Origin of the sequence: Pleurocapsa sp. FMAR1 (assembly GCF_963665995.1) — a bacterium.
In the GTDB taxonomy this organism is placed as follows: Bacteria; Cyanobacteriota; Cyanobacteriia; order Cyanobacteriales; family Xenococcaceae; genus Waterburya.
Map to the genome: position 1 here is coordinate 238,375 of NZ_OY762512.1, position 19,085 is coordinate 257,459.

The window sequence follows — 19,085 nt, forward strand, 5'->3', positions numbered from 1 at the left end:
TGTCTAATGAAATGAAGCAAAAGGCTCGGTATAATAGCATTTCCCCATTTAAAAGTAAATGCTATTATAGGTAAGTAAACTCAATTTTTCAGAAAATTATATTTTCTCAAAATAGTCTGTATTATCTTTTAATTTAGCGAAAATGAGAGAGCATTATGATTGTTGCTAACAGCCAAGAAAATCAAAAAAGAATTGTCACAGCACCTCAACCAAGCTTATCTTTAGACTCTACTGCGACTAATATTCCCTCTACTGTAATTAGTGTTGAATTAAACGAAAATGAAGAAGTGGAGTGGATTTGGACAACTTATTCTAATGGTCAAAGAGTAGTAACAGGTTATAACATCATTCAAAAATAGTTTAAGCAACTTTATCCCGAACAATCTACTATAGCCATTATTACCTATCATCCTGTGGCAAGATATTTTACTGTTTGATAATTTTATTGAAAACATAAAGAAGTATGCCCAAAATTGATTTAAGAAAAGCTGTTCAGAATGTTCAAGATTATATCGTTGAGTTCAATGATATTCTCGAAAATAATTTAGAAGGAGCAATGGTTGAAGAAACTGAGTTATCAGAGGATGAGAAATATTGGTTAATTACTATTGGTTTTAATCGTAAGATTGATCCACGAGAACAATATGTATCTGCACTTATGGGTGGTATCCTCGCTAAAGCAGAGAAACCAGCGACTATGAGGAGAGACTACAAAATTTTCAAGGTAGATTCATCGACAGGGGAAGTCGTATCGATGAAAATTTACAAACTGTAATGACTGAAATTTCAGCATTATTATCTAAATATAGTGTTAAAGGAATTTTAATTGATACAAATATTTTGCTTTTATATTTGATTGGCTTAGTCAACCGTGACAGAATTCCTCGGTTTAAGAGAACTGCACAATTTATTCCTGAAGATTATGATCTTCTTTTTCAGTTAGTTAATAGTTTTCAAAAAGTAATTACAACTCCAAATATTCTTACCGAAGTTAATAGCCTAGCTAATCAGTTAGGAGAACCTGAGCGATCGCAATGTCTAAACATATTTGCTGGGCTAATTGCGGGAATTAGCGAACAATGCCTCGATAGTGGTTCTGTTGCCAAGCACGAATTGTTTGCTCGTTTTGGTTTGACCGACTGTGCAATTATGTATCTTGCTAAAGATAAATATCTTGTTTTAACTGATGATTTAAAGCTATCACTTCATTTAAAAGCACAAGGAATTGACGCTATTAATTTTAATAACTTGCGAACATTATAGAATTAATAACTGCTGAAACTACGATTGCGATCGCTATAAACTAAATTCCATTCCTGATAGGCTATTATTGGTTTTAATAACCTGTTCGAGTTTAAAACCACTCTTGGCAAACAATTCTTGAAACTGTTTTTTAGTGCGCCAACCACCACCAGGAGTAGCGACATTTATTTGTACCGCAAAAATACCTGGCATTATTCCATCCGCTTCGGTTTTAGGTTCATCGATATCGGGAACAAAAGACTGTAGAAGGATTAGTTTGCCATCATCGGGTAATGCTGCTTTGCAGTTTGCCAAAATTTTCATCGCATCTTCGTCACTCCAGGCAGAGATAAAGTGCTTCATGACGATCGCATTTGCCCCTTTTGGTATCTCTTGAAAGACATCTCCAGTTTTGATTTCAATATCATCTGGATCGACACCCAAACTGCCAATATATTCCCTGGCTGTTTCTGCAACATCAGGCACATCAAACAAAATCCCCTTACAGCCATAACGTTTAACGATGTTGGCTATCAAGCCGCCCTGTCCACCACCGACATCCATTACCGTTTCATACTGACCAAAATCATAGGCATCTAGCAAACCATCTACCTGTGAGTTGGTTAGGAAACTCATGGCTTTGATAAAAGTATCTTTACTCCAGTCGTTGTCGTAACAGTATTGATAAACACCTTTATCATTAGCCAACTCAAAAGGAACTACACCCTTGGCTAATGCCTCTGGTAAAACTTTCCAAGCATCCCACTGTGCAGGTTCAATGAGGTGCATTGCTAAATGCCCTACGGACGGTTCTTTGTTGGTTACTAATAAGGTGGATGTTTCTGTAGCTGCGAATACTCGTCCTGCTTTTTCTTCTAATACCTCAACATGAGCTAAAGCGCGGAGAATAAAGTACAGTCGTTCGGTATCAGTATTTGTTTTATCTGCCAAACTCTCTACAGTTTGTTCTCCAATATCATCAAGTAAATTAAAAATTCCTAAACGAGTTGCTGTATAAAGACATTGACTTTTTACAAAGGTCAACATTAGATCGAAAGCTCTTTTTTTTGCTTCGGTATTGGGATTTGCGCGAGTAGATACCATTTTGATTACTGATTATTAAAACAGTCTGTACAATATTTAATGATTTAATGTTTTAGCGAGGTGGGCAAAATCGGCTTATTGAACTTGTTGTACAATTTGAATTTTAGACTTGCCCACCCTACAAATTGATAAATGTTTAATGCTCGCCCTCGACAGTTTGCTCAACGGGGGCAACCCCCGCAACGCAACTGTCTCGCAATGTTCAATGTTTCAGTCTCCGCCGATTTCGACTAATTTGCCGATATTAAAATCGATTTTGACCCAGCCTTGAAGACGACGTAAATTATCGAGTAAAAGCAAAGGAATTTGCCAGTTATGCAGCATTAAAAAGGGTAAAGGATCGTCTGGGCTTAGAACAGCGTCAGTTCCTTTGGTTATCTTTTGCCACCAAGCTTTAAGTTCTGCTAAAGAACGGATACTTAATAACCTCCAGAGTTCGTGATACGTCCAGTAGGTAGGTTTGCTATCGGGTAAAGGAGTAATGGGCTGTTCTTGTGGTTCACCATCTGATAGATAAGCTTCTGCTACTCCTGAATGATCGTGAAACATAGTAATGGCAGAATGCAGACGAGGATTACATTCAATGGGATAAACTGTTCCGTCTTCTGTTTGAATCATGTCAAAACAAATTTGTCCTGTTAGATTCATTTTCTGCACAAAGGTTTTTACCCATTGATAGATCGTGGGATTATCTACCTGTTCGTAATTAACCTGAGAAGGAGAAGATTTAGAACAGCAGTGCAGTCTAATTTTTCCCTTGCGGACAGTTGCATGAAAGCAATATTCTTGTCCGCGAATAAATTCTTGCATTACCCAGGGCTTTGCTTCGCTAATAGGTAAACTACGAACATAGTCTTCCATTTCTGAAAAGGGCAATCTAGTTAAATCTAGTCGCAATACCGAATCATAAGGAATACTTTTAACAATATATTTACTACCGTCACTCTCGAAATCGAAGTCTAGGATCTGTTGCGGATCGGTAATACGAAATACTTTAGGTGCAGATAAACCTAGTTCTCTAGCTTTTGAGCAAAAGGCGTGTTTATCGTCAAGAATGGCAGTAACTTCTGGATCGAGATGAATTGATTCGCAGTAAGGTTCTAAAGCTTTCTTGGCTAAAGAATCATAGTAGCTAGAAATGGGACTGGATACGGGAACAAAAAGATCGATATCTTGCTTTTTGGCTATATCAACTAAAGCTTGACAGTATGCCTCTGGTTCTTTTTCGGGAACAGGTACGGTAAAAAACCCTTTGACAGCGCGGGAAAAACGATGACCCGACAGCCAATATTTATGGGTTTCTACCAGATATACTTCATGTCCATCTCTGTGGAAAGATCTTGCTAGCTGTAACGCCTTGGTCATTTTTGCACCTGTGATCAGGATGCGTTTTTTTTCCGTTGGGGTATTGGGCGCGATCGCGCGATCGCCCTTACCTGAGATGATATTTTTAATCATAGACAAAAACACCAACGCCAAATTAAAAGGAAGTAACAGCAATAGTAATGCCAGTGTACCCAAATTTTTGGCGATGCCTTCGGCTAGCTTCGCAATCGCCAAACCACGGGAAATAAATAATGTTTGCGCCATCTGAAATAAATTCAAGTACATTGTGGTAGGGGCGTTTCGCGAAACGCCCCTACGGGTTATTTACGCTTAATGAGGGTTACGCCATCCCGCAAGGGAATCATCACCTGTTCGACACGAGGATCTTCGGCAACAAAGCGGTTAAAACGGGCGATCGCCTTACCATTTTCTGTCCGTTGTTCTTCGGGCAAATAAGGTTGTCCCTGCATCAGAGTATTATCTACACAGATAAAACCATCAGGTGTTAACAAATTACTCTCCAATAACAGGTTGACATAATTGATATATCCACCTTTATCAGCATCGATAAACACCAAATCAAAAGACTCCCCCGTATCTATTAGCTGATTCACAGTCTCAATTGCGGGGGCAACCTTAACCTCAATTTTTTTACCGTGGGTAGAAGCAGCAAAACAGTCGATCGCAAACTGGGAAACGTATTCGTCTACTTCGCAAGCAAGTAAGTAACCGTCATCTGGTAAAGCTTCGGCGATCGCTAAAGCGGAATAACCAGTGAACATACCAATTTCTAGTACGCGCTTGGACTTGCTGATAGACACCAACATCTTGAGTAGTTGTCCTTCAATATGCCCAGAAAGCATTTCTTGTTCTAAAGCGCGAACCGTTTCGCCATCGTCAAAACGTTTACTCCAGTCTTCTTTTTGGGTTCTATCTGTCAAATTAGCTAGAGCCTCTGATTCAGAAGTAGTGCAGGCTTCTAAATAGGGGTCGATTCCCGCAGCTAAATGATATGCTTCGTCTAAGAATGTTTTAAATTCAGTTGAAATCGATTCTGTTTTGGCTGCGTTTAGAATGTGTTCTAGCTGCTGGACAAGAATCCCTAAAGGAGTAACTGGTCTTGCGGTTTTCTTCTGAGCTTCTGCTGTTCCCACCACGACTATCTACTCCCTGCTAACGCTTCTTCAGTTGATTCTTTGCCTTCATTCATGTATACTTGCGTTCCTAAACCTGAATCAGGATAGTCGGCGCAAATACGTCTGTGTTCGGCTAAAGTTTCTTCCAACTCGTCTTTTTCTAGGTCGTTGATAAAGAAACAAGTTCCAATCGGTTTGGGTACGGCTGCTCTAAGTAAACCATCTCTAGTTTGGGTAATAGATTCACCAGCTTTCCACAGTAAGTCTATATCTAAAACTGGGTTATCTAATGCCAGTCCGATATTATTCATGGTGGTTAAAATGCGATCGCGATCTTCAGGAGTAATATAGCCTCGCGTTGCTGCTATTGTAGCCGACAGTGCCATGTCAATATTGACCGCATGACCATGATATAGAGGAATTTCTGGAGTAAGCTCAAAGGTAGGACTCCAGGTATGTCCGTAAGCAATTACCCGATCTAAATCTAGTTCGTGGAGGTTGGGTGCTTCCAACTCCAGCATTTTTTTGATTGCTTTATAAGTTAGCTTACGTCCAATTTCACGGATTTCTTCACTACCGTTAAGATAACCAAAGCGAGTCTCTAATAGTTCTTTGCCATATTTTTCTAATAGCTCAAACACCTCTTTATGAGAGACTACGGCAATTTTGACTAATTCTGCCATTCCATTACGCACCTGTGCTTCTGGTAAAGTACGTAGAAAAGAAAAGTCAAGAATTACTTTTTTCGAGGCGTGATAAGCACCAAGACGATTCTTTAGTTTCTTGTGGTTAACTGCAACCTTGATAGCTACACTAGCATCAACCAAGCCAATCATAGTCGTAGGAATGCGAATATAGTTGCTGCTGCGACGATAACTAGCACAAGCAAAACCAGCCACGTCAGTAATCAAACCACCACCAACTACTAATACAGGCTCTTTACGTACCAAACCAAAATCAGCAAAAGCGTCAACTATCTTTTCTAAAGTTTGTAAACTCTTATCTAACTCACTAATAATGATCGCGAAGACTGTTAAATCGATATCGTAATGCTTGAAGTATGCTTCGATTTGGTCTTTGTAAAGCCGATGCACGTTAGCATCTACAACCATTAAGCAGCGTCCGAACTTTTCATAGCTGTCTGCAATTTCTCTATTTTTGGTATCAAACACTCCTTCTACAAACAGAAGATCGTACTCAATTTTTTCGTAGCCTTCAACTCTAAACGCTGTGTCTGTAGCTACAAATTTTGCTTCAATTTGACTCATTATTTTTGCCTAAATACAACTGAAATATCTACAAGATTACTTTGTAAACTATTTACAAATCATCTTTTTTTTTATGGGCGAAAGAAAACTAACTGAGGTAAAATTTACCTCAATTTATTGGTTAACTCCTATAAATATCTTCCATCCATTGAAGGCAATGACTTGGCTTTTTTATAAGATGTCAGTTTTTTGCTTATTTTCAATCTAAATTTTAGAAGCTACTACCTTTTAAAAAGATAAAGTAAACAATCTAAATTTAGAACAAAAACCTCGGTAGAAAAAGTACTGGTGGATAGCCTGTAATCAATTTATTTAACCTTACCTATTTATATGTAACACAATTCTTATTCTTAAGTATCTGCACATAGTCATAGTTCAGAAAAAATCGTTCAACAGATTAAAAGTGATTATCAAGCTATGCAATTGCCGATTTATTTAATTCTCACTTACTTACATTTTCATTAAAGCAAGTTTTTGGGGCTTAATTCGCCATCATTTGTAAATTTATGTTAAGATTGTCTTAAGTTTGTTAACGTAATTTACATTTATCTCAGATTTACCTTGATGAAAAGCAAAAAAATATAATTAAAAACAACAAAACGATACTTACGCTAATATTTTTGATTAATCAAAAATATTGCCTGTATAATAACCAAATTACTAAGGCAATTTTTTGAATAACTTTTATGACAATAAAAATTTCAATTTATGCTTGATAAAGTATGAAATACGAAAAGAAATAATGCTAATTTAAACTAAATAGAAGAAACTGCTAACTGCTATTAGAAGACATCTGTTACAAATACTGTCTAATACCATTTGCAACTTCAAGCATAAGCTTGATGTACATTAACTAATTATTTGTTATCTTAACAAAATAATGTCATTTATTTTTTAACATCCCAAAACTGTTACAAATGATAGACTATAGCCAGATTAATCTAATTAAATTGCTTCAACAAGTCGATTCTATAAGCTTGGGAAACCCAAGCATAGCCAGACTTCAAAGTGCCATTTGAACAAATTAACAAATTAGGTGGCACTTTCTGTATTTATAACAATTTAACTGTCATACCATTTCTCCATGAAGATGCACTAAATTAATAATGGTGATCTGGCGCAAAGAAATGGGAAATAGATTTCAGGTAGAAGTCAATGAGAGTAAAAAAGAATTAAGACATCGATTGCATCATTCAGTTACCTCTAGCAGTAGAGAAAGATTACAGATGCTGTATTGGCTAAAACAAGATGCGATCGCGCTTCTTATTGGATTATTGCAAGATATCAACATGGCGATTGGGTATGCCTCCTAAACGGAGGCACCCCTCGCCATCAAAACAAACGAACTAGAGCATAAGAGTAGAATTTGCCAAAATTTCTTTTAGTTTAAAGATGAAGTAACCGCTGGCTTACAATCTCGGATCGACAGGTTCGCTTTCGAGTGCCAACACTCCAAACACACATTCATGAACCTTTCTCAATGGTTCGTTACTGACAAAACGCTTTAAAGCCTCAACACCAAGAGCAAATTCTCTGAGGGCGAGCGATCGCTTCTTGAACGGCGCATTCGCGCCAGCGTCCCGAAGGGACTTTGAGGCGTTAGCCTCTGTGTCGCAGAAGACGGGGGTAACCCCCCTTCGGGTGAAGCAGTTTCGCAGGGCGGGGTACCGCCCAAGTCGCGTCTAGCGACAGGCTCTGGAGAGCCTCGCCTAACGGGAGGAAAGTCGGCACGTTCCAACGTGCGCTGCTTTGCAGCCTGCAGCGGGGAAACCCCGCCACTCTCAGCAATAGCGCTACTCGGAGGGAACCTCCGCAACGCTTTGCTTCGCAACGAACTGCTTCACCGCAACGCGCTGCATCGCTTTCTAGTCAAGCCTCTTTGTTTGAGTCGTTCTAGATGTTCTGGTAATGAGTATTCCAAACTGTAGATAATTCTGAGATATTCCGCACGACGAGCAAGTAATTTTGTCTTGATTGAAGAACTTTCTCCCAGTACAAGTATAGCAAATACCAATTCCTTCATCTCTAATACCAAAGCCTTTTTCAACCACGCTTTCATCGCGACACAAAACAACTATGACGCGAGAACCCATGTGTTTTTCTTCACAGATAACTTGCTTGACATTATGTTGCTGATAATAAGTAAAAGCTTCAGTAGGATGTTCTAAAAAATCTGGTAGTTTGGATGTGGCGACAGGAGACATAGTGGGAGGAAGATAAATAAGCCATTTGGGATTGACCGCAAAACGGCTCATAACTTCTAAAGCAGTAATGCTTTGGTCTTCGCGGATGACGATCTTGCCATAGATATCAGTATTGATAAACCGTTTACCCGTTACGTCTTCAATATCTAAGACATCATTCTGTTGCTGAAAATTGTTATTGATTTCTGCATCCAAAGGTTTAGCAGGTTGGCAATACACCTTAGCAGCATTGACGCTAACTAATTCTCGTTCGGGATAGCGCAAGGCGGTTAACTTTCCACCAAAAACACAACCCGTATCAATATCAATAGTATTATTCAACCATTCTGCCTCTGGTACTGGAGTATGTCCGTAGACAACGATCGCCTGACCGCGATATTCTCTCGCCCATTCGTAACGAACGGGAAAACCAAACTCGTCTATTTCTCCTGTAGTTTCACCATAGAGAGCAAAATATCGAAAGCACCCCGTTCGTGTTTGCGGTTGGTCCACATTGGTTGGATAGCAACTTCTACCGCTTCAATTTCCTCGACAGAAGACAGCTTATAGATAAATCTAAAACCCTCCCGTTTTAAATTCTTGAGCGATCTCTTTAAACTACGAGCATGGTTTTTGACCACGTGAGAGCCAAACTGTCGATCTGGTCGTTGTTTGTTTCTTTCGTGACATATCGACTCAGGCAGATCGAAAACAATTGCTGCTGCAAAACAATGAAACTGTTTGGCTAAATTAATTAAAGGCTTACGGCTTTCTGGCTGTACATTAGAAGAAGCAACATAAGGGCGATAGTTTACATATTGTTCTAAAAGGCTGTCTTTTGCTGAGAGTTTACCCCGAACTAATTCTATTGGGTCGATGTCTAAAAGTAAGGCTGCGGTGCAGCGTTCTGTAGTTGCTTCTGGATAGAATACGTGTGCTTTACCAACCGAAACCCAGAATGTCTGACATTTATTTGGATGTTTGTGGAGTAAATATCCTAAGTCTGTAGCGGGTTGATGGGTAGTAGTAATAGTCAACAGCATTTTTCTTGCTCACACATAAAGTATCGAAAGTTAGAGTCAGGCGCTCGACTGTTTTTAACGTCGATAATTTGCTCGATCTTAAATGAGTCACCAATCTTACCCATTGTTATAGTTCATTAGAACTAACATACAGCAATATTAACAATTTCAACTTATTGGCGATCCGAAGGCTACACCCATTCGTCCTACCTATTCAAGTATTTATGCTCGAAGAGTACAAGCCATCAAGTGGGATAACAAGTGCAAGCGCGGGGCATAATCTCAATATGGCGTTGAGCCGAGATACGTGTAAAATCATGCCACATCGACTTACAACTACTGCTACTATTGCGTTTCAGGTTCGATAGGAATAACCATTGCTGTTTCCAACGGTTGAGGTAGATTATCAAAATCAACGATATAGTCTCCATAACGCGCTTTGATGACCAGTCAGATAGGGACTCAAAGTAGCTAATGTTCGAGGTTTAATAACATATCTTTCAGCACTCAAAGAGCGAATAATCGAAGAAATATCAAAAGCATTCTGCCAAATAATAGAATTAGCAATTAAATTTAGATACTTGAGCCTTTTCTTGATGCAGTCGCTTCAACGGAGAGAATCTCCGCAACGCGCTGCATCGCTTTTCTTGTTCTAAGGGGTCATTATCAGTAATCAATCCATCTTTGCCAAAAAACAGCCATTTAGAAAAACCGTTATAGGCTTCTACAATATTTATTGGTACAGGAAGTAATTTGCCTTCTCAAACCCATGTCGGAGATATATTGCAATACGTCGCGTTTTTGGTGGGAAGCTTCCCACCAAAAAGCCGACTGTAGAAACATGGTTCTGACGACTCTACCTAATTCGCGAAAAGCCTGATAAAGCCTGATAAAGCCTATTTTTACGACTATAAGTTCCCGCCCTCGCCAACCAAGGGGTACCCCCCGCAGGTACCTCACCCTCGACAGTTCCTTCAACGCGGGGAACCCGCGCAACGGACTGTCTCGCAACGGGGTGAAACCCCGCAACGGTTTTGCGAAACAGCCTTGCAGGAGGGTTTCCCTCCGCAGAGGACTGTTGAGGGTGGCTCGCAATTTTCTCAAGATAGTCGAGGGCATCAATTTTCCTGCTCTGATAGATAAAACCACTCTCATTAAATCTTGCCAATGAGTTTTAATTAACTCCCAATTAATGACATCTCCAAATAAAGGTTCAAGATATTTATATTTGTCGTCAGCACTGACACGACAAAAGGTATCGCACTATATTCCTCACCCAAGTTCAAACAGGTACAGATATGGTCAATAATAGGATGAGGGATAAACTCAAATTGACCGCACAAAAGTAGCCTAATCGCTGAAAGGTTTTGAGCATGACCAAAAAGCTAAACTGTCCTTAATAACTACAAGTTTTAGATCTGGCTAATTTAATTTCTTTTTCTGTGGAAGTGTAAAATTCGATTAATTCCTTGTTACTGGGGTTGGGTTTAAAACGAGGGTAAGCAGTACGCTCAATTGATGTAATTAAAAATTACCTTCTCATTATGTTGAATTATAGTTTATGATAACGATTATCATTTTACATCAATCGAGAGTCCAATAAATGCTAATAGGTAGTCACAAGATTAAGATACCCTTCAATGTATCTTCAGCTTTTAGAATAAAATTCTTTAAATACTCTTTAATTACGGGTTTAACTTGCTTAAGTTCTATTTTGGTAAATACCGTTGCCACAGCACAAAGTAATTCCAGTCCCAAAATTGTCGCGACTTTTCTGCCAATCGATCTATTTACCCAAGCCGTGGTGGGAGATACGGGACAGGTAGATATTTTAATTGCTCCAGGTACAGAAGTTCACGAGTATCAAGCTACTCCAGACGATGCTAAGACCTTAGCATCAGCAGATGTTTTAGTAGAAAATGGATTGGGTATTGAAGAATTCTTGGCAGGTTTAGTAACTAATGCAGGTAATTCGCAGCTACAGCAAATTGATTCTAGTAAAGGAATAACAGTCATTAAAGAAGAAGAACCAGGAGACGATCGCGAAGAGGTAAATCCCCATGTTTGGTTAGATCCAGTGTTAGCGCAACAACAGGTAGCGACTATTCGCGATCGCTTGATTGCCATCGATCCGACTAACGCAGATAGCTATCGTACCAATGCCGAGGCTTATATTCAACAACTAAAACAGTTAGATGGTGAATTTAAGCAAAAATTAGCACCCGTTAAAGGCTGTAATTTTATTACTTTTCACGATGCTTTTCCTTACTTAGCCCGACGCTATGGACTCAAACAAGAAGCGATCGTCGAAATTCCCGAAGATAGTATTACGCCCAAAGATATTCAACGGGTACAACAAGCTGCTAACCAGTACAAAGTTAAAGCCTTATTAACCGAACCTGGAATTGAAGATAAACGCATTCAACAGATATCTAGTGACTTAAACCTCCCATTAGAAGTAATCGATCCTCTAGAGTCGGGAGAAACCAATCCACAATATTATTTTCAAGTCATGCGGAGTAATTTAGCAGCTTTAGAAAGAGCGTGCAAATGAGGGAAAGTCAAAAGTGATTGATTGTTTTTTCTGTTTTTGTAAAATCAGTAAATTAAATGCGTCAAAACTTATCTGTTACCCAACCCATAGTTACGGTCAAAGATTTATCGGTGATGCGTGGGGAATACTTAGCAGTAGATCGTGTCTCTTTTGAATTATCGCCAGGTACTCATACGGCGATTATAGGTCCTAACGGTGCGGGGAAAAGTACACTAATCAAAACTATTTTAGGCTTAATTGAGGCGCGATCAGGTGAAATAAAGCTGTTTAATTGTAGTGGCAAACAGTTAAATCGCTTGAAAACTGAAGTTGGCTATATTCCGCAAAATTTTCCTTTTGAGCGCACCTTTCCTTTAACCGTATCCGAGTTAGTGGCTTTGGGATTAAATACTAAACAATGGTGGTACGACCGTAAACGCAAACATGGAATTATCCAACAGGCATTAGAACAGGTTCATCTAAGTAAGCAAGCTAAACAAAAAATCGGTACTCTTAGTGGAGGAGAATTAAAACGGGTATTACTGGCTTATTGTTTAGTTGTTCCCCGTCGTTTGTTGGTTCTTGATGAAGCTTTAGCAGGGGTAGATGCTACGGGAGAAATTGAGTTTGCTACTTTGCTTAATAACCTCAAGCAAGAACAAAACTGGACAATTTTGGAGGTTTCCCACGATTTGGATTTAGTTAGTAAATATTGCGACTCAGTTATTTGTTTAAACAGTCGCTTACTTTACCAAGGTTCACCTAAAAGCACCCTAACACCTGAAAACCTTCTGCAAATATACGGCTCTTTAGTTAGTCCTACCTGTCATCATCATGAACCTACCAGACGTACTGAGTCTATTTAGTTTACCTTTTATGCACCGGGCAATCCTGGGAGGCGTGCTGTTTGGTATTTTGGGGGGAATCTTAGGCAGCTTTTTAATCCTGCGTCGTCTATCTTTGTTTGGGGATACGGTGGGACATTCGGCAATGTTGGGGGTAGTTTTAGCTGCTTTATTGCAACTTCCCTCTACTTGGACGTTGATCGGTTTTACTGTCGCTTTTGGCTTGGGAGTTATTTATTTAATCGACAGAACCGATTTAGCTAGCGATACAGTTTTGTGTATTTCCCTATCGGGTTCGGTAGCTTTGGGAACGATTGGCTTTAGTTATTTAAAAGGATATCGGGGTAATTTATTGTCGATTTTATTTGGCGATATTCTTGCAATTAGTAATACTGATTTAATTTTATTATTAGTACTTTTAGCTGTAACTTTAGCTTACTTAATCATCAGTTTACCAGACCAAATCCTCTTAACCCTGAACAGCGATTTAGCTATAGTTAAAGGCGTACCAGTTCGTAGGCATCGCTATTTTTTTATCGTTCTTTTAGCAATCACTATTGCCCTAACTATTCGTGCCGTTGGTATCTTACTCGTCAATGGTTTTTTAGTTATTCCTGCTGCTAGTGCCAGATTAATTTGTCAGCAGTTTGTGCCGTTTTTGGCTACTGCTGCTGGTATGGGTGCAGCCAGTGGGGTAATGGGAATGGTGATTTCTGGGGCGTTCGATCTGCCCAGTGGTCCAAGTATTGTTTTGGTTCAGTTATTTGGGTTTTTGGTAGTGGCTTTATGCTGTCGGCGAGGTTAAAGATTTTGGGTTTAGATTATCAAGAGTCGAGAGGACTTTTTACGCCTCTACTGCTGCTTATTATGAAAAAAGATGTAGCGTTTAATCCAATGAATATAAGTTTTTTATTATCATTCAATATTTCTGGAAAAACGTCAGTATAATAATGTTTATTAGTGATTCAATTCAACACACTAGGGCGTTTGATAAATAATCCTCATGCTTAAATTCATGTTCACACTTACGCAAGTGTTGATAGGTATTTATTGGGCTGGCGAGATTGCCAGACAGAATACTTATATAGATAACTTCGTTTCATCTCTTGAAAGTGGCTACAGATATTTTAATCAAAATATCAAGGAAATAAAAATAGTCAACAATCTGATAGCTGTTCGCAAATTATATGGTTGGCTTACTATTATCAATTTCTTATTCCTCGTTATCTTTCACTATTTCTTCTCAAGTAGTATTGGACTGATTTCATTTTGGTCTATTGCTTTCATTCTCTGCCTTTTTGGATGGTTTTCGTTAAAGTGGTGTCTTGAGCATAAGAAAACAGTTTCTGAGTTCAAATTACAAATCTTTTATATAACATTCAGCCCTTTTGCGTTAAGTATATTGTGTTTTGTAACAGATAACCAAATTATGCAGCTCATTGTAGAACCTTTGCGAGAAAGTCTAATTCAGATGGGTCTCTCGTTTCCAACACATCCTATTCTCTGTGGAGCATTGCTTTCTACTTTTGTAGGATTTATATTCTTCATATATTATATCTCTACATGGTTTTTCAGCGTTCCTATAGCATTTATATCAACATTAATCATTGCTACTCCAGTATTTGTCGCTCGCTTCATCCATTTAATCTCCCCAAATCAGCCTTTTTTCGGTTTTACAGCTATTCTTTTTGCCGTTATTTCTTTTCTTTAGGTAGATGTCTCTTGACTCATAACCGTGTTGATTTCGAGAGATTGCATCTTCAGTATATGAAGGAAAATCAAAAACATTCTGGGATTATAATTGTTCCTCAGAAAAATCTCTATGAAATTGCGAGGCGTATCGGTGTTTTAGTAAGTGCGTTAAAAGTTGAAGAAATTAATAATCAATTATTGTATGCTTAATTGTTTTGTTGTAGCGCGATCGCCTGTAATTTATAGAGCAGTTAAAAAAGCGATCGCACTTTGTCTAAATAACCGAATCAAGAAATACGATAACAAAGATATAATCTAACAGTATCAAAGATTTAACCATTAAATTATGAGCTTTAGCGATGTATTAGAAACAATTAAAAACCTTTCATTAGAAGAAAAGCAAGAAATCCAAGCTTTATTATCTCAATATCTTCGTGAAGAGCGACGAGAAGAAATATATAACAATTATCAAAAAAGCATTAGTGAGGAGCAAAAAGGCGAATTAAACTTTTCCTCAAACATTGATGAATTGAAACAACTGATAGAAGATTAATGATTAAAGTTAGCTTTAGTTCATCTTTTCGGCGGGTATTCAAAAAAAGAATTAAAGGCAATACAGAGTTAGAATCTTGATTTTGGACAAAACTAGAGGTATTTACTAATAACCCCTTCGAGCCAAGTCTGAGAACTCATAAGTTATCGGGAAAAATGAAAGATTTATGGAGCTTCAGTATAGAGTACGATCAACGAGTTATATTTTACTTTACAGACGAGGGAAATGTTGTTTTGATTGATATTGGCAATCATAATGAAGTTTATTAGTTGATATTTCAATGGAAGCCTGGAATTTGTAAAGTAGTTAAAAGAGCGATCGCACCTACCCAACTTAAATTAGCCAAAACCTTTACCGCGCTTAGACTGTGACCAAACAATCAACTCTCCATTTTGACCGCCAGCAGTCAACTGTTGACCATCTTTACTCCAAGCTAAACAAGAAAACCCACCCCTAGCACCTTCTAAGATTTGCCCGACTTGTTTGGCTTTTGTCCACAAACCCAAGCAGCCATCATCCGCAGCAGAAGCGAGTAATAAACTATGAGGGTGAAACTCCAAAGCCTGAATTTTACTCTTATGTAAAGCTAAAACATCAGCATTCCAACCATCTTTATCGTTAGCTTCTTTTTTCCAGACGGCAATTCCTTCGATACTAGATGCTGCTAGTACAGGTTCGTTATTTAGTCGAGATTGTGACCAAGTTAAATTAGAAATCTTCCCAGGAAAACCCCGCATCACCCAAGGAATAGGTAAGCCATATTCTAAAACGGTGATGGTATTATCTAAATTACCAGAAGCTATATATTTACTATCCCCAGACCAGGCAGTAACAATACTAGCTGAGGGCATATCGATTAGATAGGGGTCATCATCCCAATCCTTAGTAGACCATACTTTGACTCCTCCATCACCTGCGATCGCGATACTTTCGACCTTTGGTCGCCAAGCTAAATCTAAAACAGAAGAATTAGTAAAGGGTAGAGTAGTCATAACTGTTTGAGTATCTGCATCCCAAATTTGCACGTAACGACCCAAACTAAAGGCTAATTGGTTGCAAGTAGGACTCCAAGCCAATTTATCGACCCATTTCGGTGCATTATCTAAGATATAAATTCCCCCTAACCCCCCTTCCAAAAAGGTAGAAGCCATAGACCAGACTCTAACCTTGCCATCCTGTCCCCCAGCAGCTAGAAACTTGCCATTAGAGGAAAAAGCCAGACAGTCTATCGATGTTGACCTCACAGGTAATAAACTAACCAGGCTGCCATCTTGCCATAAAACCACTTCCCCCGCAGCCGAACTAGCAGCTAATACATCGCCAGACCAAGCTACTGCTGTAACGTATTCTGAGAGACTACCCTGCCAATGTTGTTGAAATATGACTTTAGTCTTCGCACCTACACCAAACATTGCTTAAAGTCCTCTCTCAGTTCTGCCTCATCCAAATTGCGACCGATAAACACTAATTCATTCTTACGGGTTTCTCCTTCCTTCCAAGGGCGATCTGCTTTACCATCAAGCAACATATGTACTCCCTGGAAGACAAACCGTTCATCTTCCCCCGCAATATTTAAGATGCCTTTCATGCGGAAGATATCTACCCCTTTAGTTTGTAGTGCGATTCGTTCGGTCGAAACCTAGTAACTAGGGGGATGACTGGCTTCTATTGAGTAACCCAACCTGGGTAAAGTTCGCACTTTTAATCCTCAATAGACGATAACTTAGTTTCCGATATGGGTGAAAATCCCATCGCCCTAATGCGGGGTTGAAAAGCATACAGCGTCCTCACTCATAAGAGTGGTGTGAAGTTTCCCCAACATCTGAATTGATAACTCAGATGTTGAAGCGGGAGTAAAGCGGCGGTACATGGCAACATGAACTGGTGATAATTGCTGAAAACGCCAACCCGTAGCAAAGAGTTCTATACTCGACCCTGGACTGAGGTTTATTCCAAGGAATAGGACATCGTGGAGGAGAACAAACAAAGTATTGAAACCATCTTTAAAAAGGAGCAGGGGATATAAGCTTGTGGATAATGCCACTCCCTGCAACCCGAAATATCGGGAAGCCATAATAAAGAAGTACACCTCTTGCAGAAGGTTGTATCGCATTTTCTGGCATACAGGTGGATAGATACCCTCTAAAGAACTTAAACAACGGAAACTCGGAACGAAATAACCTTCTTTGCGCTCCTGAATTTACTTCAGGTAGTCAATCAAGACAAACACTCTAGGAAACTAGGCAATAGGAAGTAAAGATGGAATAAGAAGCAAATGCCTAACCTGAAATGACAGGTAATGCTGAAAAAGAGATGGGGTAATGCCCAGGATACGCAGACGTATTCCGCAAATTGCTGATTAAAAAAGTTGTAAGTAAACAGTTAATATGACTAATTCTAATTCGTTAAAGAATATAGAGGTATGGGAGAAAATCGATTGGCTTAAGGTCGAACGATATGTCTACAAGCTGCAAAAACAAATTTTTAAAGCTTCAAGTCATGGCGATAAAAAGAAAGTTCGTCAGCTTCAGAAAACATTGATAAGGTTTTGGTACAACAGGCTCTTAGCTGTACGAAGGGTATCCCAGGATAATCGCGGAAAGAAGACGGCAGGGGTAGACGGAATTAAATCCCTAACACCAGTTGCTAGAATCAGACTCGCCAAACAACTCATCATAAGAGGAACTAGTAAAGCTACTCTCAGAGTATGGATACCAAAACCTGGAAAAGATGAGAAAAGACCTCTTGGGATTCCAACAATGCACGACAGAGCCTTACAAGGTGTTGTCAAAAACGCCATCGAACCTGAATGGGAGGCGATTTTTGAGCCAAATTCCTATGGGTTTCGACCAGGACGAGCCTGTCATGATGCCATTACACTAATTAGATTTTCAATTGAAAAGAAGCCCAAGTATGTACTTGATGCGGATATTTCAAAGTGCTTTGACAAAATCGACCATGCTGCATTACTCAAAAAAATAGGGTACAAGGGTAAGGTCAGGCAACAAGTCAAAGCTTGGTTAGAATCAGGTGTAATTGACAATAAAACCTTCTTAGAAACAGAGGAAGGAACGCCCCAAGGTGGCGTAATTAGCCCTTTACTCGCAAACATAGCCTTGCACGGATTAGAAGAACATTTAAATGAATTTGCCAAGACCATTGATATGAAAAAACCTGATGGTCGTCATCAACAGGGGTGGCAGGATAAAGTGAAATCTCTCAACTTTATCAGATACGCAGATGATTTCGTCTTAATGCACAAGGATAAAAAAGTAATTCTAGAAGGAAAAGCAATTGTAGAAAAATGGTTATCAAAGATAGGATTGGAACTGAAACCCTCTAAAACCAGAATCGCTCACACACTTCTACCAGAAGAAAGCGAAGACGGTAAGGCTGGTTTTAACTTTCTTGGATTTCACATTCGTACTTTCAAAGTCGGATATCATTCAAGTATCAGGTTAAGTACTGGTAAAAGACCAGGAATCAGAACCCTTATCACTCCAACTAAGGAAGCCTACAAAAAACATCAGGAAAAGCTTAGAGAAACAATCAAGAATAAAAAGATTGAAGGACAAGCAGAATTAATAGGAAAACTCAACCCTATCATTAGGGGTTGGATGAACTACTATAAAACCTCTGATATTAGTACCGTAGGTGGACACTCTAATCAGGATAGTGACTTATATCATAAACTGAGAAGTTGGAGCAGGAGAAGATGTAAAGCGAATTGGAAAAGAGCCTACACAAAGTATTGGAATCACGTGAGTATTAGAGGAAAAATAGTCAGTCGCTTCTCAACCAAAGGAGTTAAAGGCGGACTATACCTTACTAAACACACCGATACACCTTGTAGCACCAAATACGTGAAAGTAAAAGGTAAAGCAAGCCCTTATGATGGAAACCTCATATACTGGGCAACCAGAATGGGTAGACATCCAGAAATGGACAGCCTAAAAGCTAGTTTATTGAAAAAACAAAAAGGGAAATGCGCCAGATGCGGACTATATATCCGCAATGGTGATATACAAGAAACCGACCACATAATAGCTAAAAAGCTAAATGGAAAGAATGTATATTCAAACTATCAATTACTTCACGGACATTGCCATGATGAAAAAACTGCATCTGATATCAAATTAATCAATGCAGCTAAAAAGCCTGTAAAAGACAAATAGCAGCAC

The 19,085-nt window shown here is 39.0% G+C and carries 19 protein-coding genes and 7 pseudogenes; 12 read left to right on the top strand and 14 right to left on the bottom strand.

Going from position 1 to position 19,085, the window contains the following annotated elements; translation table 11 throughout:
* The first annotated feature begins 155 nt into the window (after nt 1–155).
* From SLP02_RS01205 to SLP02_RS01215, 3 genes are all read left to right on the top strand, one after another.
* Nucleotides 156–359: a hypothetical protein gene (locus SLP02_RS01205; RefSeq protein WP_319418830.1), complete on the top strand. Its 204-nt coding sequence runs from the start codon at nt 156–158 to the stop codon at nt 357–359.
* A gap of 104 nt (nt 360–463) precedes the next feature.
* Entirely contained in the window at nt 464–775 is a 312-nt protein-coding gene (locus SLP02_RS01210) for a hypothetical protein (RefSeq protein ID WP_319418831.1), read from the top strand.
* A complete protein-coding gene (locus SLP02_RS01215) occupies nt 775–1,263 on the top strand; it encodes a PIN domain-containing protein (protein ID WP_319418832.1) in 489 nt (162 codons plus the stop codon). Before SLP02_RS01210 ends, SLP02_RS01215 begins: the two co-directional genes overlap by 1 nt.
* Nucleotides 1,264–1,296: 33 nt before the next feature.
* On the opposite strand, the gene SLP02_RS01220 is transcribed toward SLP02_RS01215, so the two are convergent.
* The 4 genes from SLP02_RS01220 to SLP02_RS01235 all read right to left on the bottom strand — a co-directional run bounded on the left by SLP02_RS01220 (nt 1,297) and on the right by SLP02_RS01235 (nt 6,076).
* The gene (locus tag SLP02_RS01220; protein WP_319418833.1) at nt 1,297–2,346 is read right to left on the bottom strand and encodes a methyltransferase; all 1,050 of its coding nucleotides are present in this window, start codon (nt 2,344–2,346) and stop codon (nt 1,297–1,299) included.
* 210 nt (nt 2,347–2,556) lie between these two features.
* Nucleotides 2,557–3,936, bottom strand: coding sequence for an ATP-grasp domain-containing protein (locus SLP02_RS01225; RefSeq protein WP_319418834.1), 1,380 nt, complete (start codon nt 3,934–3,936; stop codon nt 2,557–2,559).
* 56 nt (nt 3,937–3,992) lie between these two features.
* A complete protein-coding gene (locus tag SLP02_RS01230; protein WP_319418835.1) occupies nt 3,993–4,829 on the bottom strand; it encodes an O-methyltransferase in 837 nt (278 codons plus the stop codon).
* Nucleotides 4,830–4,831: 2 nt separating this feature from the next.
* A complete protein-coding gene (locus SLP02_RS01235) occupies nt 4,832–6,076 on the bottom strand; it encodes a sedoheptulose 7-phosphate cyclase (RefSeq protein ID WP_319418836.1) in 1,245 nt (414 codons plus the stop codon).
* A gap of 1,106 nt (nt 6,077–7,182) precedes the next feature.
* On the opposite strand from SLP02_RS01235, the gene SLP02_RS01240 reads away from it, so the two are divergent.
* Complete coding sequence (locus tag SLP02_RS01240; protein ID WP_319418837.1) at nt 7,183–7,389, top strand: hypothetical protein; 207 nt, start codon at nt 7,183–7,185, stop codon at nt 7,387–7,389.
* Between the two features lie 96 nt (nt 7,390–7,485).
* Here SLP02_RS01240 and SLP02_RS26360 read toward each other — a convergent pair.
* The 8 genes and pseudogenes from SLP02_RS26360 to SLP02_RS26385 form a co-directional block, all read right to left on the bottom strand.
* Nucleotides 7,486–7,629, bottom strand: a pseudogene (locus tag SLP02_RS26360) (hypothetical protein); the annotation flags it as partial.
* Nucleotides 7,581–7,814 carry a hypothetical protein gene (locus SLP02_RS01245; protein ID WP_319418838.1) on the bottom strand — a complete coding sequence of 78 codons (234 nt, stop codon included), beginning with the start codon at nt 7,812–7,814 and terminating at the stop codon, nt 7,581–7,583. The gene SLP02_RS01245 and the pseudogene SLP02_RS26360, both read right to left, overlap by 49 nt.
* 102 nt (nt 7,815–7,916) lie before the next feature.
* A complete protein-coding gene (locus tag SLP02_RS26365; RefSeq protein WP_413467078.1) occupies nt 7,917–8,135 on the bottom strand; it encodes a hypothetical protein in 219 nt (72 codons plus the stop codon).
* Nucleotides 8,101–8,331 (bottom strand): annotated as a pseudogene (locus tag SLP02_RS26370) (hypothetical protein); the annotation flags it as partial. The gene SLP02_RS26365 and the pseudogene SLP02_RS26370, both read right to left, overlap by 35 nt.
* Nucleotides 8,332–8,699: 368 nt before the next feature.
* Nucleotides 8,700–9,302 carry an AAA family ATPase gene (locus SLP02_RS01255; protein WP_319418840.1) on the bottom strand — a complete coding sequence of 201 codons (603 nt, stop codon included), beginning with the start codon at nt 9,300–9,302 and terminating at the stop codon, nt 8,700–8,702.
* A gap of 391 nt (nt 9,303–9,693) precedes the next feature.
* Nucleotides 9,694–9,879 carry a Tn3 family transposase gene (locus SLP02_RS26375; RefSeq protein ID WP_413467304.1) on the bottom strand — a complete coding sequence of 62 codons (186 nt, stop codon included), beginning with the start codon at nt 9,877–9,879 and terminating at the stop codon, nt 9,694–9,696.
* Nucleotides 9,880–9,922: 43 nt separating this feature from the next.
* Nucleotides 9,923–10,200: pseudogene (locus tag SLP02_RS26380) on the bottom strand (Tn3 family transposase); the annotation flags it as partial.
* Nucleotides 10,201–10,367: 167 nt separating this feature from the next.
* Nucleotides 10,368–10,517: pseudogene (locus SLP02_RS26385) on the bottom strand (Tn3 family transposase); the annotation flags it as partial.
* 367 nt (nt 10,518–10,884) lie between these two features.
* Here SLP02_RS26385 and SLP02_RS01265 point away from each other — a divergent pair.
* The 7 genes and pseudogenes from SLP02_RS01265 (at nt 10,885) to SLP02_RS26390 (ending at nt 15,173) form a co-directional block, all read left to right on the top strand.
* The gene (locus SLP02_RS01265; RefSeq protein WP_319418842.1) at nt 10,885–11,835 is read left to right on the top strand and encodes a metal ABC transporter solute-binding protein, Zn/Mn family; all 951 of its coding nucleotides are present in this window, start codon (nt 10,885–10,887) and stop codon (nt 11,833–11,835) included.
* A 56-nt stretch (nt 11,836–11,891) separates the two neighbouring features.
* The gene (locus SLP02_RS01270) at nt 11,892–12,680 is read left to right on the top strand and encodes a metal ABC transporter ATP-binding protein (RefSeq protein ID WP_319418843.1); all 789 of its coding nucleotides are present in this window, start codon (nt 11,892–11,894) and stop codon (nt 12,678–12,680) included.
* On the top strand, nt 12,649–13,464 hold the full coding sequence (locus tag SLP02_RS01275; protein WP_319418844.1) for a metal ABC transporter permease: 816 nt from the start codon (nt 12,649–12,651) through the stop codon (nt 13,462–13,464). The genes SLP02_RS01270 and SLP02_RS01275 overlap by 32 nt, the downstream gene beginning before the upstream one ends.
* A 210-nt stretch (nt 13,465–13,674) precedes the next feature.
* Nucleotides 13,675–14,370 (top strand): hypothetical protein, encoded by a 696-nt coding sequence (locus SLP02_RS01280; RefSeq protein ID WP_319418845.1) that lies wholly within the window; start codon nt 13,675–13,677, stop codon nt 14,368–14,370.
* Nucleotides 14,364–14,561: pseudogene (locus SLP02_RS01285) on the top strand (hypothetical protein); the annotation flags it as partial. The gene SLP02_RS01280 and the pseudogene SLP02_RS01285, both read left to right, overlap by 7 nt.
* 136 nt (nt 14,562–14,697) lie before the next feature.
* The gene (locus SLP02_RS01290) at nt 14,698–14,904 is read left to right on the top strand and encodes a hypothetical protein (protein WP_319418847.1); all 207 of its coding nucleotides are present in this window, start codon (nt 14,698–14,700) and stop codon (nt 14,902–14,904) included.
* Nucleotides 14,904–15,173 (top strand): annotated as a pseudogene (locus tag SLP02_RS26390) (type II toxin-antitoxin system YafQ family toxin). The gene SLP02_RS01290 and the pseudogene SLP02_RS26390 overlap by 1 nt, the downstream one beginning before the upstream one ends.
* A 69-nt stretch (nt 15,174–15,242) precedes the next feature.
* Here SLP02_RS26390 and SLP02_RS01295 read toward each other — a convergent pair.
* Both SLP02_RS01295 and SLP02_RS01300 read right to left on the bottom strand, forming a co-directional pair.
* Nucleotides 15,243–16,316, bottom strand: coding sequence for a WD40 repeat domain-containing protein (locus tag SLP02_RS01295; RefSeq protein WP_319418848.1), 1,074 nt, complete (start codon nt 16,314–16,316; stop codon nt 15,243–15,245).
* Nucleotides 16,304–16,522: pseudogene (locus SLP02_RS01300) on the bottom strand (GTP-binding protein); the annotation flags it as partial. The pseudogene SLP02_RS01300 and the gene SLP02_RS01295, both read right to left, overlap by 13 nt.
* A 769-nt stretch (nt 16,523–17,291) precedes the next feature.
* Here SLP02_RS01300 and ltrA point away from each other — a divergent pair.
* Nucleotides 17,292–19,079 (top strand): group II intron reverse transcriptase/maturase, encoded by a 1,788-nt coding sequence (gene ltrA / locus SLP02_RS01305; RefSeq protein ID WP_319418849.1) that lies wholly within the window; start codon nt 17,292–17,294, stop codon nt 19,077–19,079.
* The last annotated feature ends 6 nt before the right edge of the window (nt 19,080–19,085 follow it).

Coding starts and splice junctions, on each gene's coding strand:
- SLP02_RS01205 (WP_319418830.1), top strand. CDS start 156: ATGATTGTTGCTAACAGCCAAGAAAATCAAAAAAGAATTGTCACAGCA.
- SLP02_RS01210 (WP_319418831.1), top strand. CDS start 464: ATGCCCAAAATTGATTTAAGAAAAGCTGTTCAGAATGTTCAAGATTAT.
- SLP02_RS01215 (WP_319418832.1), top strand. CDS start 775: ATGACTGAAATTTCAGCATTATTATCTAAATATAGTGTTAAAGGAATT.
- SLP02_RS01220 (WP_319418833.1), bottom strand. CDS start 2,346: ATGGTATCTACTCGCGCAAATCCCAATACCGAAGCAAAAAAAAGAGCT.
- SLP02_RS01225 (WP_319418834.1), bottom strand. CDS start 3,936: ATGGCGCAAACATTATTTATTTCCCGTGGTTTGGCGATTGCGAAGCTA.
- SLP02_RS01235 (WP_319418836.1), bottom strand. CDS start 6,076: ATGAGTCAAATTGAAGCAAAATTTGTAGCTACAGACACAGCGTTTAGA.
- SLP02_RS01240 (WP_319418837.1), top strand. CDS start 7,183: ATGGTGATCTGGCGCAAAGAAATGGGAAATAGATTTCAGGTAGAAGTC.
- SLP02_RS26365 (WP_413467078.1), bottom strand. CDS start 8,135: ATGAAAGCGTGGTTGAAAAAGGCTTTGGTATTAGAGATGAAGGAATTG.
- SLP02_RS01255 (WP_319418840.1), bottom strand. CDS start 9,302: ATGCTGTTGACTATTACTACTACCCATCAACCCGCTACAGACTTAGGA.
- SLP02_RS01265 (WP_319418842.1), top strand. CDS start 10,885: ATGCTAATAGGTAGTCACAAGATTAAGATACCCTTCAATGTATCTTCA.
- SLP02_RS01270 (WP_319418843.1), top strand. CDS start 11,892: ATGCGTCAAAACTTATCTGTTACCCAACCCATAGTTACGGTCAAAGAT.
- SLP02_RS01275 (WP_319418844.1), top strand. CDS start 12,649: ATGAACCTACCAGACGTACTGAGTCTATTTAGTTTACCTTTTATGCAC.
- SLP02_RS01280 (WP_319418845.1), top strand. CDS start 13,675: ATGTTCACACTTACGCAAGTGTTGATAGGTATTTATTGGGCTGGCGAG.
- SLP02_RS01290 (WP_319418847.1), top strand. CDS start 14,698: ATGAGCTTTAGCGATGTATTAGAAACAATTAAAAACCTTTCATTAGAA.
- SLP02_RS01295 (WP_319418848.1), bottom strand. CDS start 16,316: ATGTTTGGTGTAGGTGCGAAGACTAAAGTCATATTTCAACAACATTGG.
- ltrA (WP_319418849.1), top strand. CDS start 17,292: ATGACTAATTCTAATTCGTTAAAGAATATAGAGGTATGGGAGAAAATC.